This is a genomic window from Kitasatospora fiedleri (assembly GCF_948472415.1).
GTDB classification, from domain to species: domain Bacteria; phylum Actinomycetota; class Actinomycetes; order Streptomycetales; family Streptomycetaceae; genus Kitasatospora; species Kitasatospora fiedleri.
This window is the reverse complement of record NZ_OX419519.1, coordinates 2025125-2039691: the sequence shown is the minus strand read 5'-3', so window position 1 is coordinate 2039691 and position 14567 is coordinate 2025125. Positions and strand designations below refer to the sequence as shown.

Here is a 14567-nt window from a genome sequence, read left to right as displayed (position 1 = left end):
CTGTATAGTTATGCCATGGGGCGCGTGATGTTCCGCACATGGGCCTGCGCCTGCGCCTTGCCCTAGTCTCGACATCCGGCTGTCGACCCCGAGAATCGCAAGCGGGGCGGCGTCGACTTCGAAGAATCCCAGGTGGGACTCCTGAGGCGCGTGTGGCGAGGGCGTTTCGCCCCTGTTTCCCGGCCTCCGGCAGGGGGCACACTGGAGGGAACGCGCGACGCTGCGCCTTTCCCCCATCCGCCCCCTGACCTGGGGATCAGTCCGGGATGTGGACGCATGAATCCACTTCCCGGTACAGGCGGCATCATGTAACCTGCACCGACAAATCGCATCAGGGCCAACGTCGTCCCTTTGCATGAAGCAACTGTTTACGACGACGGGAGAGCCGATGCTGTCTGCATCCATGCACTCCGGCCACGAGGACGCCAAGGCCACCGGCCCCTACGCCCTCGTTCCGGACGCGCGTCCCCAGGCCCAGGGTCTCTACGACCCGCGCAACGAGCACGACGCCTGCGGCGTCGGCTTCGTGGCCACGCTGACCGGCATCGCCGACCACAAGATCGTCGAGCAGGCGCTGACCGTCCTGCGCAACCTGGAGCACCGCGGCGCCACCGGCGCCGAGCCGGACTCCGGTGACGGCGCGGGCATCCTGACCCAGATCCCGGACGCGTTCCTGCGGGCGAACACGGACTTCGAGCTCCCCGCCGCCGGCTCCTACGCGGTCGGCATCGCCTTCCTCCCGGACAGCGACGAGCAGGCCGCCGCCGCGGCCGCCCGGATCGAGGCCATCGCCGCCGAGGAGGGCCTGACCGTCCTCGGCTGGCGCGACGTCCCGGTCACCCCCGACCTGCTGGGCGCCACCGCCCGCAGCGTCATGCCGCGCTTCCGGCAGGTCTTCGTCACCCACGGCGAGCGCACCGGCATCGCGCTGGACCGGGTCTCCTTCGTGCTGCGCAAGCGCGCCGAGCGGGAGGCCGGGGTGTACTTCCCCTCGCTCTCCGCCCGCACCCTGGTCTACAAGGGCATGCTGACCACCGGCCAGCTGGAGCCCTTCTTCCCCGACCTGTCGGACCGGCTCTACGCCTCCGCGATCGGCCTGGTGCACTCGCGCTTCTCCACCAACACCTTCCCGAGCTGGCCGCTCGCCCACCCGTACCGCTTCGTCGCGCACAACGGCGAGATCAACACGGTCAAGGGCAACCGGAACTGGATGACCGCCCGGGAGTCCCAGCTCGCCACCGACCTGATCCCCGGCGACCTGGACCGGATCTTCCCGATCTGCACCCCGGACCACTCCGACTCGGCGTCCTTCGACGAGGTCCTGGAGCTGCTCCACCTCGGCGGCCGCTCGCTGCCGCACTCGGTGCTGATGATGATCCCGGAGGCGTGGGAGAACCACGCCACCATGGACCCGGCCCGCCGCGCGTTCTACCAGTACCACTCCAACCTGATGGAGCCCTGGGACGGCCCGGCCTGCGTCACCTTCACCGACGGCACCCAGATCGGCGCGGTCCTGGACCGCAACGGCCTGCGCCCGGCCCGGTACTGGATCACCGAGGACGGCCTGGTCGTGCTCTCCTCCGAGGTCGGCGTGCTCGACATCGACCAGGAGAAGGTCGTCAAGAAGGGCCGCCTGCAGCCCGGCCGGATGTTCCTGATCGACACCGCCGAGCACCGCATCGTCGAGGACGAGGAGATCAAGTCCGCCCTCGCCGCCGAGCACCCCTACGAGGAGTGGGTCGCGGGCGGGCAGATCCAGCTCGCCAAGCTCCCCGAGCGCGAGCACATCGCCCACACCCACGCCTCGGTCACCCGCCGCCAGCAGACCTTCGGCTACACCGAGGAGGAGCTGCGGGTCATCCTCGCGCCGATGGCCAGGACCGGCGGCGAGGCGCTCGGCTCGATGGGCACCGACTCGCCGATCGCCGCGCTCAGCGAGAAGCCGCGCCTGCTGTTCGACTACTTCACCCAGCTGTTCGCCCAGGTCACCAACCCGCCGCTGGACGCGATCCGCGAAGAGCTGGTCACCTCGCTGCACAGCAACCTCGGCCCCGAGGGCAACCTGCTGGACGCCAGCCCGGCGCACTGCCGCTCGGTCGGCATCACCTTCCCGGTGATCGACAACGACGAGCTGGCCAAGCTGGTCCACATCAACAAGGACGGCGACCAGCCCGGCCTGAAGGCCGTCACCCTGTCCGGCCTGTACAAGGTCGCGGCCGGCGGCCGGGGCCTGGCCGCCCGGCTGGCCGAGATCGCCGCCGAGGCCGACGCCGCGATCGCCGACGGCGCCCGCATCGTCGTGCTCTCCGACCGGCACTCGGACGCCGAGCACGCGCCGATCCCGTCGCTGCTGCTCACCTCGGCCGTCCACCACCACCTGATCCGCACCAAGCAGCGCACCCAGGTGTCGCTGCTGGTCGAGGCCGGCGACGTCCGCGAGGTGCACCACGTCGCGCTGCTGGTCGGCTACGGCGCCGGCGCGGTCAACCCGTACCTGGCCATGGAGTCGGTCGAGGACCTGGTCGCCCAGGGCGTGTTCGTCTCGGGCATCGAGCCCGAGAAGGCGATCAAGAACCTGATCAAGGCGCTCGGCAAGGGCGTCCTGAAGGTGATGTCCAAGATGGGCATCTCCACCGTCGCCTCCTACCGCGGCGCGCAGGTCTTCGAGGCCATCGGCCTCTCCCAGGAGCTGGTGGACGCCTACTTCGCGGGCACCACCACCAAGCTCGGCGGCATCGGCCTGGACGAGATCGCCAAGGAGACCGCCGCCCGCCACGCCAAGGCGTACCCGGCCTCCGGCATCTCCGCCGCGCACCGCGCGCTGGACATCGGCGGCGAGTACCAGTGGCGCCGCGAGGGCGAGCCGCACCTGTTCGACCCGGAGACGGTCTTCCGCCTCCAGCACTCCACCCGCACCAAGCGCTACGACGTCTTCAAGCAGTACACCGACCGGGTGAACGCCCAGTCCGAGCGCCTGATGACGCTGCGCGGCCTGTTCCAGCTGGACGCCCTGGGCCGGACCCCGGTCCCGATCGACGAGGTCGAGCCGGTCTCCGAGATCGTCAAGCGGTTCTCCACCGGCGCGATGTCCTACGGCTCCATCTCGATGGAGGCGCACGAGACGCTCGCCGTCGCGATGAACCGGCTCGGCGGCAAGTCCAACACCGGCGAGGGCGGCGAGGACCCGGAGCGCCTGTACGACCCCGAGCGCCGCTCGGCGATCAAGCAGGTCGCCTCCGGCCGGTTCGGCGTCACCTCCGAGTACCTGGTCAACGCCGACGACATCCAGATCAAGATGGCCCAGGGCGCCAAGCCCGGCGAGGGCGGCCAGCTGCCCGGCCACAAGGTCTACCCGTGGGTGGCGAAGACCCGGCACTCCACCCCGGGCGTCGGCCTGATCTCCCCGCCGCCGCACCACGACATCTACTCCATCGAGGACCTGGCCCAGCTGATCCACGACCTCAAGAACGCCAACCCGCGGGCCCGCGTCCACGTGAAGCTGGTCTCCGAGGTCGGCGTGGGCACCGTGGCGGCCGGCGTCTCCAAGGCGCACGCCGACGTGGTGCTGATCTCCGGCCACGACGGCGGCACCGGCGCCTCCCCGCTGACCTCGCTCAAGCACGCGGGCGGCCCCTGGGAGCTCGGCCTCGCCGAGACCCAGCAGACCCTGCTGCTCAACGGCCTGCGCGACCGCATCGTGGTGCAGACCGACGGCCAGCTCAAGACCGGCCGCGACGTGGTGATCGCCGCCCTGCTGGGCGCCGAGGAGTTCGGCTTCGCGACCGCCCCGCTGGTGGTCTCCGGCTGCATCATGATGCGGGTCTGCCACCTGGACACCTGCCCGGTCGGCGTCGCCACCCAGAACCCGGTGCTGCGCGAACGCTTCTCCGGCAAGCCCGAGTTCGTGGTCAACTTCTTCGAGTTCATCGCCGAGGAGGTCCGCGAGCTCCTCGCCGAGCTGGGCTTCCGCTCGATCGAGGAGGCCGTCGGCCACGCCGAGCACATCGACGCCCAGGTCGCGATCGACCACTGGAAGGCCGCCGGGCTCGACCTGGCCCCGCTGTTCCACGTCCCCGAGCTGCCCGAGGGCGCGGCCCTGCACCGCACCACCGAGCAGGACCACGCGCTCGACAAGGCGCTCGACAACCAGCTGATCGAGCTGGCCGAGGACGCCCTGGAGCGCGGCGAGGCCGTCCGCATCCAGCTCCCGATCCGCAACGTCAACCGCACCGTCGGCACCATGCTCGGCCACGAGGTGACCAAGCGGTACCGCGGCGCGGGCCTGCCCGAGGGCACCATCGACGTGACCTTCACCGGCTCGGCCGGCCAGTCCTTCGGCGCCTTCGTCCCCCGCGGCGTCACGCTGCGCCTGGAGGGCGACGCCAACGACTACGTCGGCAAGGGCCTGTCCGGCGGCGTGCTCGTGGTCCGTCCCGCCCGGGACGCCGCCGCGATCGGCGCCGACGCGCAGAACCACGTCATCGCCGGCAACACCATCGGCTACGGCGCCACCTCCGGCCGCATCCACCTGCGCGGCAAGGCCGGCGAGCGCTTCGCGGTCCGCAACTCCGGCGCCACCCTGGTGGTCGAGGGCGTGGGCGACCACGGCCTGGAGTACATGACCGGCGGCCGGGTGCTGATCCTCGGCGAGACCGGACGCAACCTGGCGGCGGGCATGTCCGGCGGCATCGCCTACGTGCTCGACCTCCGCCCGGCCAACGTCAACAGCGGCATGGTGGGCATCGAGGCCCCCAGCGCGGCCGACCGCGAATGGCTGCGCGAGACCGTCCAGCAGCACTACGAGGAGACCGGCTCCACCGTCGCCGCCGCGCTCCTGGCCGACTGGGGCAGCGGGGTCTCCCGCTTCTCCAAGATCATGCCCACCGACTACAAGGCCGTGCTCGCCGCCAAGGACGCCGCTGAGCGCGATGGCCTCTCCGAGGTGGAGACCACTCGCAAGATGATGGAGGCGGCACATGGCTGACCCCAAGGGCTTCCTGACCACGCCCAAGCAGTTGGCGGAGCGCCGTCCGGTGGACGTCCGGCTCCGCGACTGGAACGAGGTCTACGTCGAGCGCAGCCTCCTTCCGATCATCACCAAGCAGGCCGGCCGCTGCATGGACTGCGGCATCCCGTTCTGCCACAGCGGCTGCCCGCTCGGGAACCTGATCCCCGAGTGGAACGACCTCGCCTACCGGGACGACTGGTCCGGCGCGATCGAGCGGCTGCACGCCACCAACAACTTCCCGGAGTTCACCGGCCGCCTGTGCCCGGCTCCGTGCGAGTCGGCGTGCGTGCTGGGCATCAACCAGGACCCGGTGACCATCAAGAACGTCGAGGTCACCATCATCGACAAGGCCTGGGACCGCGGCGGGGTCACCCCGCAGGTCCCGGAGCGGCTGTCCGGCAAGACCGTCGCCGTGGTGGGCTCCGGCCCGGCCGGCCTGGCCGCCGCCCAGCAGCTCACCCGGGCCGGCCACACCGTGGTGGTGTACGAGCGCGCCGACCGGATCGGCGGCCTGCTGCGCTACGGCATCCCCGAGTTCAAGATGGAGAAGCGCCACATCAACCGCCGCATCGAGCAGATGCGCGCGGAGGGCACCCGCTTCCGCACCGGCGTCGAGGCCGGCGTCGACATCAGCGGCCAGGACCTGCGCTCGCGCTTCGACGCGGTGGTCATCGCGGCCGGCGCCACCACCGCCCGCGACCTGCCCGTCCCCGGCCGGGAGCTGAACGGCGTCCACCAGGCGATGGAGTACCTGCCGCTGGCCAACAAGGTCCAGGAGGGCGACTACGTCGACTCCCCGATCTCGGCCAAGGGCAAGCACGTGGTCGTCATCGGCGGCGGCGACACCGGCGCGGACTGCGTCGGCACCGCGCACCGCCAGGGCGCGGCCTCGGTCACCCAGCTGGAGATCATGCCGCGGCCGTCGGACGCCCGGCCGGCCCACCAGCCGTGGCCGACCATGCCGATGACCTACAAGGTCACCTCGGCCCACGAGGAGGGCGGCGAGCGGGTCTACTCGGTCTCCACCTCGCACTTCGTCGGCGACGAGGACGGCAACGTCCAGGAACTCCACCTGGTCGAGGTCGAGTTCAAGGACGGGAAGTTCGAGACCGTCCCCGGCAGCGAGAAGGTCATCCCGGCCCAGCTGGTCACCCTGGCGATGGGCTTCACCGGCACCGACGTCAAGAACGGCCTGGTCGAGCAGCTCGGCGTCGACCTCGACGCCCGCGGCAACGTCGCCCGGGACGGCAAGTTCGGCACCAACGTCGACGGGGTGTACGTTTGCGGTGACGCCGGTCGCGGTCAGTCGCTGATCGTCTGGGCGATCGCGGAGGGCCGCTCGGCCGCCGCGGCGGTCGACGCGTACCTGGGCGGCAAGACCGCGCTCCCCGCCCCGATCAAGCCGACCGACCGTCCGCTGGTGGTCTGACCGACCGCCCACCGGTGGTCCGACCGACCGCCGGTCGGTGGTCCGACGACCACCGCCCCAGAACGCCCACGCCCCCCGCGAGGGGGGTACGGCCGACAAACACCGACCCGCCAGAGCCGCCGGGACCCGGTCATCGCGACGCCTGCCCACTCCCCGACCAGGTAAGGGCAGGCGTCGTTGTCGTTCCCGGCGGCGTTCCGGGCGGCGTTCCCGGCGGCGGGCGGCGGGCGGCTCAGGCCGACGGGACCTTGTCCAGGAAGCCGACCACCGTGGCGATCCGGCCGTCCGCGGCGGCGGTGAGCACGTCGAAGCCGACCACCAGGGCCTCCGCGGTCCCGTCCGCGGCCAGCTCCCAGGTGAAGCGGGCGACGTCGTGGTGCGCGTCGACCGGGCCGAGGCGGAAGACCAGCCCGGCGAACTGGGCCTGGACGGCGGCCAGGGCGGCGTCGAACTGCTCGTGGCCGCGGGTCTCCACCAGCGGGTCGGTGTACGTGCCCCCGGGCGCCCAGGTCTCCTCGACCAGCTTGCGGCGGGCGGCCGGGTCGGTCTCGTTCCAGGCGGCGAGGTAGCGCTCGGCGAGGTGCTGCAGGTCCATCGTGGGCTCCTTCTGGGCGGTGGTTCTCCTTGCGGGACAAGAAGGTACGGAGATCGCGGGCCCGGGGAATCAGTCGCGCATAGGTAGGGTCGACTCATGCTGTACGGACGGGGGACGGAACGGGCCGCGGTCGACCGGCTGCTCGCGGCGGCCGACGGGGGACGGGCCGGGGCACTGGTGCTGTGCGGGGAGCCGGGCATCGGCAAGAGCGCACTGCTGGACGCGGCGGCCGAGCGGGCCGACGGGTGGCGGGTGCTGCGGGCGGCCGGGGTGGAGAGCGAGGCCCGACTGCCGTACGCGCTGCTCAGCCAGCTGCTGGCACCCGTCCTGGACCGGCTCGGCGGCCTGCCCGGGCCGCAGCGGGCCGCGCTGGAACGCACCCTGGGGCTGGCCGAGGGCCCGCCCGGGGACCGGCTGCTGGTCGGCCTGGCGGTGCTCACCCTGCTCGGCGACCTCGCGGAGCGCGGGCCGGTGCTGGCCTTGGTGGACGACCTCCAGTGGGCCGACCCGGAGTCCGCGGCGGCGCTGCGGCTGGCGGCCCGCCGGCTCGGCGCCGAACGCCTGGCCCTGCTGCTGGCGACCCGGGAGGGCGGGCCGGACCCGGCCGGGCTGCCCCGCCTGCGGGTCGAACCGCTGGCCGAACCGGACGCCGCCGCCCTGCTGGCCGAGCTGGCCCCCGAACTCGCCGACCCGGCCCGGGTGCTGGCCGCCGCCCGGGGCAACCCGCTGGCGCTGCGCGAACTCCCGGCGGCCGGGGCCTCCGGCGCCCTGCCGCCCGCCGGGCGGCTCCGGCTCGCCTACCACGGCCAGGTCAGCCGGCTGCCCGGCCCCGCGCAGCACTGGCTGCTGCTGGCCGCACTGGAGGAGACCGGCGCGCTGGAGGTGCTGCTGCGGGCCGCGGAGCACAGCGGCCTGAGCGCCGCCGACCTGGCGCCCGCCGAGGCGCAGGGCCTGCTCCGGGTCGACCTGACGGCGGGCCGGGCGGCCTTCCGCCACCCGCTGCTGCGCTCCGCGCTGGTGGACCGGGCCCCGCTGGCCGACCGGCTGGCCGCGCACCGGGCGCTGGCCGCCGCGTACGGGCCCGGGGAGCCGCTGCGGCGGGCCTGGCACCGGGCGCTGGCCGCCACCGGCCGGGACGCCGACGCGGCCGGGGAGCTGGCGGCGGCGGCCGACGCGGCGGCCTCGCGCGGCGGGCACACCGGGGCCTCGGCGGCGTACGAGCGGGCCGCCCGGCTCAGCCCCGACCCGGCGGCGGCCCGCCGCTGGACGGTGGCGGCGGTGGAGGCCGCGCTGGAGGCGGGCGAGGTGGAGCGGGCCGAGCGGCTGGCCGCCGCCGCCGACCAGCCGGACGCCGACCCGGTGACCCGGGCGCACCTGCTGTTCGCCCGCGCGGTGGCCGAGTTCTGGCGCGGCGAGCACCGCCCCGCGCACCGGCGGCTGACCGAGGCCGCCGCCCTGGTCGCCGCCGAGCACCCCGGCCCGGCCGCCCGGGTGCTGGTCCAGGCCCTGCACGTGGCCTGGTACGACGGCCTCCCGGAGGTGCGGCGGACCCTGGCGGCGCTCACCGCGCTGCGGCTGCCCGACGGCGACCCGCTCGCCCCGGTGGCCCGCTACCTGGACGCCGCGCTGGGGGAGGCGGACGGCCCCGCGCTGGCGGAGGCGGAGCGGGCGGCCCGGGCGGCCGGCGCGGCCGTCCCGGTCGACCTGGTGCTGCCGTGCGGGGCCGGGCTGGTGCCGGGCCACGACGCCGAGGTGCTCGACCTGTCCCGCCGCCTGGTCCGCGAGGCCCGCGAGACGGGCTCCTTCGGGACGCTGCCCACCCTGCTGTTCTTCCTCGCCGAGGCCGAGCTCTTCGACGGCCGCCCCGGTCTGGCCGCCGACCACGCCGCCGAGGCGCTGCAACTCGCCCGGGACACCGGACAGCCGCTGTGGACCGGCCAGTTGCACGGCTTCCTGGCCTACCTGGCCGCCGCCCGCGGCGAGAGCGGCCCGTGCCGGGAGGAGGCCGCCGCGGCCTTCGCCCGGGGCGCCGCGGGCACCTCCTGGGCCCGCTGGGCGCTGGGCCTGCTCGACCTGGGCGCCGGCCGGGCCGAGGACGCCCACGGGCAGCTGGCCGCGCTCACCGGCGGCGCGCACGGCCACCAGGTGAGCGCGGTCCGCGCGGTGCCCGACCTGGTCGAGGCCGCGGTGCGGCTGCGCCGGGACGGGGCGTGCGCCGACCCGCTGGCCCGGTTCGAACGCTGGGCGGAGCGCGCCGACCGGCCGTGGGCCCGCGCTCTGGTGCACCGCTGTCACGCGCTGCTGGCCCCCGACCGGCTCGCCGAGGGCCTCTACCGGCAGGCGCTGGCCGCGCACGCCGAGCAGCCCCGCCCCTGGGAGCAGGCCCGCACCGAGCTGCTGTACGGCGAGTGGCTGCGCCGGGCCCGGCGCCGGGCGGAGGCCCGGGCGCCGCTGCGCTCCGCCGAGCTGGCCTTCCGGCGGCTGGGCGCCGCGCCCTGGGCGGAGCGGGCCCGGCTGGAGCTGGACGCCACCGGTGCGCCCGCCGCCGCGTCCGGCCCGGACCGGACGGTGGCCGGGCTGACCCCGCAGGAGTCGCAGATCGTCCGGCTGGCCGCGCAGGGCCTGTCCAACCGGGACATCGCCGCCCAGCTGTTCCTGAGCGCCCGCACCGTCGGGCACCACCTGTACAAGGCGTACCCGAAGCTCGGGGTGGGCTCCCGGGCCGACCTGGCGGACGTGCTGTCCGGGTCGTGACCGGACGTACCGCACCGGGCGGGCCGCACCGGACGTACCGCACCGGGCGGGCCGCCCGGGCCGTGACGTGCGGCCCGGGCCGGCCGGGCTGTCCGGGGCGGAGTCGAAACCCGGGCCCGTACAACGGATTGGCCAAATACCGGAAGGACCTCGCGGAGTGTCGCCGCCCAGTGGCAGACTGCATCCCACGGGGTCCACTTGGCGTTCCTGGGGCGGAGGTTTGCATGACGGGCCTGCAGACGGGCAGCGGTGCGACCGCGCGTCGCATCCAGTTGGGCGCCCAGCTGCGGCGCCTGCGCGAGGCCCGCGGCGTGACCCGGGAGGACGCCGGGTACTCGATCCGGGCCTCGGAGTCGAAGATCAGCCGGATGGAACTCGGCCGGGTCGGCTTCAAGCAGCGCGACGTGGCGGACCTGCTGACGCTCTACGGCGTCGACGACGAGGAGTCCCGGGCCTCGCTGCTCGGCCTGGTCGGCGAGACCAACGCCCCGTCCTGGTGGCACGGCTACGGGGACGTCGTCCCCGGCTGGTTCCAGACGTACCTCAACCTGGAGGACGCGGCGAACCTGGTGCGCAGCTACGAGGTGCAGTTCGTGCCCGGGCTGCTGCAGACCCCCGAGTACGTGCACGCGGTGATGCGGGCCGGCAGTCCGACCGCCCCCGACGAGGAGATCGCCCGCCGGGCCGCGGTCCGGCTGCGCCGGCAGCAGCGCTTCCTGGCCCCCGGGGCGACCGCCCGGCTGGAGCTGATCGTGGACGAGACGGCGCTGCGCCGCCCGTGCGGCGGCCCCGAGGTGATGGGCGGTCAGCTGGCCAGGCTGGCCGAGCTCTCCCGGCGCGAGACGATCAGCCTGCGGGTGCTGCCGCTGGGCATGGGCGCGCTGGCGGCGGACAGCGGGGCGTTCACGGTGCTGGGCTTCCCCGAGCCGGACTTGGCGGACGTGGTCTACGTCGAGCAGTTCACCACCGCGCTGTACCTGGACAAGCCGGTCGAGGTGGCCGAGTACACGACCGCGCTGGAGCGGGTGTCGGCGGCGGCGCTGTCCGAGGAGGAGACCCGGTCGCTTCTGGCGGAGATCCTCCAAGACGCCTGAACCGCACTTAAGATGATGATCCGTCAGTAGGTGGTCGTTAGTGCCGAGAGGGATCTGATGTCCTTGATCGCGGAACTCGCCCAGCAGTACATCGACGGTCAGTGGCGGGAGGGGACCGGCTCCTGGGACATCGTGGACCTCGACCCCTTCAGCGGGGAGAAGCTCGCCTCCTTCACCGTCGCCACCGCCGAGGAGATCGACCAGGCCTACCGCGCCGCCGAGCGCGCCCAGCCCGCCTGGGCCGCCACCAGCCCCTACCAGCGGCGCCTGGTCTTCGAACGCGCCCTGCGGGTGGTCGAGGAGCGCGAGGCGGAGATCCTCCGGGTGATGACCGTCGAACTCGGCGGCACCCTGATGAAGTCCGGCTTCGAACTCGCCCTGGTCAAGGACATGATCCGGGAGGCCGGCGCGCTGGCGCTGCGGGCCGAGGGCCGCATCCTGCCCTCGCCGATGCCGGACAAGGAGAACCGGCTCTACCGGCTCCCGGTCGGCGTGGTCGGCGTGATCAGCCCGTTCAACGCCCCGGTCTTCCTCTCGCTGAAGGCCGTCGCCCCGGCGCTCGCCCTCGGCAACGCGGTCGTCCTCAAGCCGCACCAGGACGCCCCGGTGGCCGGCGGCACCCTGATCGCGAAGATCTTCGAGGAGGCCGGGCTGCCGGCCGGCCTGCTGAACGTCGTCCTCACCGACATCGCCGAGATCGGCGACGCGTTCATCGAGCACCCGGTGCCCAAGGTCATCGCCTTCACCGGCTCCGACGGGGTCGGCCGGCACGTGGCCACCGTCGCCGCGAGCCACCTCAAGCGGGTCGTCCTCGAACTCGGCGGCAACAGCGCGCTGGTGGTCCTCGACGACGCCGACGTCGACTACGCGGTGGGCGCCGCCGTCGCCAGCCGCTTCGTCCACCAGGGCCAGATCTGCATGGCCGCCAACCGCATCCTGGTCGACCGCGCGGTGTTCGACGAGTTCAGCGCGAAGTTCACCGCCAAGGTGGCCTCGCTGGTGGTCGGCGACCCCGGCGACCCCGCCACCCAGCTCGGCCCGCTGATCAACTCCGCCCAGGCCGAGGCGATCACCGCCGAGGTCGAGCGCGCGGTGGCGGCCGGCGCCCGCCCCCTGCTGCACGGCACCACCGTCGGCACCCTGGTCCGGCCCACCGTCCTCACCGACATCCCGGCGGACGACCCGATCCTGCGCCGCGAGGTGTTCGGCCCGGTCGCGCTGCTGATCCCCTTCGACGGCGAGGACGAGGCGGTCCGGATCGCCAACGACACCCCGTTCGGCCTGTCCGGCGCGGTGCACACCGCGAACGTCGAGCGCGGCGTGCGGTTCGCCCAGCGGATCGACACCGGCATGATCCACGTCAACGACGGCACGATCGCGGACGAGCCGATCGTGCCGTTCGGCGGCGAGAAGAACTCCGGGGTCGGCCGGCTCGGCGGCGACAGCAGCCTGGACGCGTTCACCACCGTCAAGTGGATCTCGATCCAGCACGGGCGCTCGCGCTTCCCGTTCTGAGCCGGGCCGCCCGCGCGGCTCCGGCGGCGGCACGGGAAGGGGCCGTCCGGGAGGGTGACTCCCGGGCGGCCCCGCGTCCTTGGCGAGCTGTCAGGGGCTAGAAGACCGGGACGCCGGCCCGGACCAGGCGCCAGCCGCCGTTGGCGCCGCCGGAGAAGTCGGCCGGGTCGATGACGCCCCTGGCCTTCACCCAGGTGATCATCGTGTTGCGGATCTCGTCGGAGTCGGCCCACACCTGCCGGGCGGCCGCGACGTGCGGGAAGTTGCCGCCGCCGCTGGCGCGGTAGTTGTTGACGGCGAGGACGAACTCCGCCGCCGGGTCGACCGGCGCGCCCTGGTGCGACAGGTTGGTGATGCGGCTGCCGACCGGCTGCGCGATGTCGATGTCGTAGGACAGGCCGTAGATCGAGTCGTAGTTGTAGTCGGGGGTGTTGTCGGCCTGGTTGGTCAGCGCGTCCCGGTCGATCGGGGCCCCGGGGGCGACCTGGGCGTAGTACTTGGCGGAGTACTCCAGGTAGTCCTTGAGCTGGGCGCCGGTCAGGACGCGGGCCTCCAGGGTGTTCTCGTAGATGTACAGGCCGGCCGCGTCGCGCAGCTTGACCTGGCCGGCCGGGATGACCGCGGTGCGGTTGAACGGCGCGGCCTGGGCGAGCACCGGCAGGGCCGCGTACGGGCCGCCGGCCAGCGCGTCGCGCACCGTGTCGGCCTGGACCCGCCCGATCAGGTCGATGATCGGGGTGTCCTTGAAGCGGGACTCGGCGATGGAGAGGGTCTCCTTGCAGGTGCCGATGACCTGGTTGACGTACGCGACGACCTTCCGGTGCTGGTCCTTGACCAGCTTGACGATCTTCGGGTCCTCGGCGACGGTGTTGGAGTTCAGCAGCCGCGCGCTGACGCCGGTGACGGTCCACCGGCCGCGGGCGTACTCGACCTCGAAGTCGAAGCAGGTCAGCCGCTCGCCCCAGAGCGCGGGCTCGGACAGGACGACGTTCTTGCCGGTCGCGGTGTTGACCACGATCCGCTGCGGGACCTCCTTGTGGGCGTGGCCGACCAGGATCGCGTCGACGCCGGGCACGTCCGCGGCGATCCGGGCGCCCGCGTTCTCCGCGTACGGCAGCTGGTCGCCCCAGGAGGAGGAGCCGTCCACGCCGGTGTGCGCGGTGATCACGACCACGTCGGCGCCGGCCGCGCGGACCTTGGGGACCCACTTGGCGGCGATCTCGGGGATGCCCGGGAAGGCCAGCTGGCCCTGCACGTTGGCCTTGTCCCAGATGGCGATGCCGGGGTTGGTCAGGCCGAGGATGCCGACCCGGACCGGGCGGCCGTGGCCGAGGTGCAGCTCGCGGATGACGTACGGCGGGAAGGCCGGCTTCTCGTCCTTGACGTTGACCGCGTTGGCGCCGAGCAGCGGGAAGTCCAGCTGCCGCTGGTAGGCGCGCAGCAGCGGGATGCCGTAGTTGAACTCGTGGTTGCCGAGCGCGGCGGCGTCGTAGCCCATGGCGTTCATGGCGGCGGCCATCGGGTGGCGCGGGGGGCGCTTGCCGGTGATCGGCTCGATCCGGGCGTAGTAGTACGAGAGTTGGGTGCCCTGGATGGTGTCGCCGGCGTCGATCAGCAGGGTGCGGCCGCGGCCCTTCTCCTTGCGGACCTGCTCGACCAGGGTGGAGATCTTGGCCAGGCCGACGTCGTTGTGCGCGGCGTCGTCGTACTCGGAGTCGGTGAAGTACTCCCAGTTGAGGACGTGGCCGTGCAGGTCGGTGGTGCCCATCACGGTGAAGGCGCCCTTGAACGGGACGGGGCCCCTGCCGTGGGACTCGTCCCGGTCGTGGTCCGCGGCGGCGGCGGGGGTGGCCGCGGCGGCGGACAGGCCGCCGACCAGGGCGGCGCCGGCCGCGGTGGCGGCGGAGCGGGTGACGAAGTCACGGCGGTTGAGGGACATCGAGGACTCCAAGTCGGCGGTACGGGAGGTCAGCCGGCGTCCGGGGCGGGGCAGGTGACACCCCGCCACCCGTGGTGACGCGCGTAGAAAACGCGACTGGCAGTCTGCCGCTTTCCGGCCTCCGGGGCCAGACCCCTCCGCCGTCCAACGGGTGAGATCCCGGTGACCCCCGGGCGACGCGGCCCTCCGCCGCGGGCCGACTGCGGGTCCGTCGCGGGCCGGCTGCGGGCCGA

Annotated in this window: 7 protein-coding genes; 5 read left to right on the top strand and 2 right to left on the bottom strand. The window is 73.5% G+C overall.

Annotated features, from left to right (window positions below; all coding sequences use genetic code 11):
* The first annotated feature begins 388 nt into the window (after positions 1–388).
* Both gltB and QMQ26_RS09570 read left to right on the top strand, forming a co-directional pair.
* Positions 389–4984, top strand: coding sequence for a glutamate synthase large subunit (gene gltB, locus QMQ26_RS09575; RefSeq protein WP_404814103.1), 4596 nt, complete (start codon positions 389–391; stop codon positions 4982–4984).
* Positions 4977–6437 (top strand): glutamate synthase subunit beta, encoded by a 1461-nt coding sequence (locus QMQ26_RS09570; RefSeq protein WP_100835739.1) that lies wholly within the window; start codon positions 4977–4979, stop codon positions 6435–6437. Before gltB ends, QMQ26_RS09570 begins: the two co-directional genes overlap by 8 nt.
* Positions 6438–6669: 232 nt before the next feature.
* Here QMQ26_RS09570 and QMQ26_RS09565 read toward each other — a convergent pair whose 3' ends face one another.
* Positions 6670–7032 (bottom strand): nuclear transport factor 2 family protein, encoded by a 363-nt coding sequence (locus tag QMQ26_RS09565; protein ID WP_282205420.1) that lies wholly within the window; start codon positions 7030–7032, stop codon positions 6670–6672.
* Positions 7033–7128: 96 nt separating this feature from the next.
* Between QMQ26_RS09565 and QMQ26_RS09560 the strand changes: the two genes are divergently transcribed.
* The 3 genes from QMQ26_RS09560 to QMQ26_RS09550 all read left to right on the top strand — a co-directional run bounded on the left by QMQ26_RS09560 (position 7129) and on the right by QMQ26_RS09550 (position 12395).
* The gene (locus QMQ26_RS09560; protein WP_282205419.1) at positions 7129–9786 is read left to right on the top strand and encodes an AAA family ATPase; all 2658 of its coding nucleotides are present in this window, start codon (positions 7129–7131) and stop codon (positions 9784–9786) included.
* A gap of 224 nt (positions 9787–10010) precedes the next feature.
* Complete coding sequence (locus tag QMQ26_RS09555; RefSeq protein WP_100835736.1) at positions 10011–10880, top strand: helix-turn-helix domain-containing protein; 870 nt, start codon at positions 10011–10013, stop codon at positions 10878–10880.
* A 57-nt stretch (positions 10881–10937) separates the two neighbouring features.
* Positions 10938–12395, top strand: a complete 1458-nt coding sequence (locus tag QMQ26_RS09550; RefSeq protein ID WP_100835735.1) for an aldehyde dehydrogenase family protein — start codon at positions 10938–10940, stop codon at positions 12393–12395.
* A 97-nt stretch (positions 12396–12492) separates the two neighbouring features.
* On the opposite strand, the gene QMQ26_RS09545 is transcribed toward QMQ26_RS09550, so the two are convergent.
* The gene (locus QMQ26_RS09545) at positions 12493–14334 is read right to left on the bottom strand and encodes a bifunctional metallophosphatase/5'-nucleotidase (RefSeq protein ID WP_282205418.1); all 1842 of its coding nucleotides are present in this window, start codon (positions 14332–14334) and stop codon (positions 12493–12495) included.
* Positions 14335–14567: the final 233 nt, after the last annotated feature.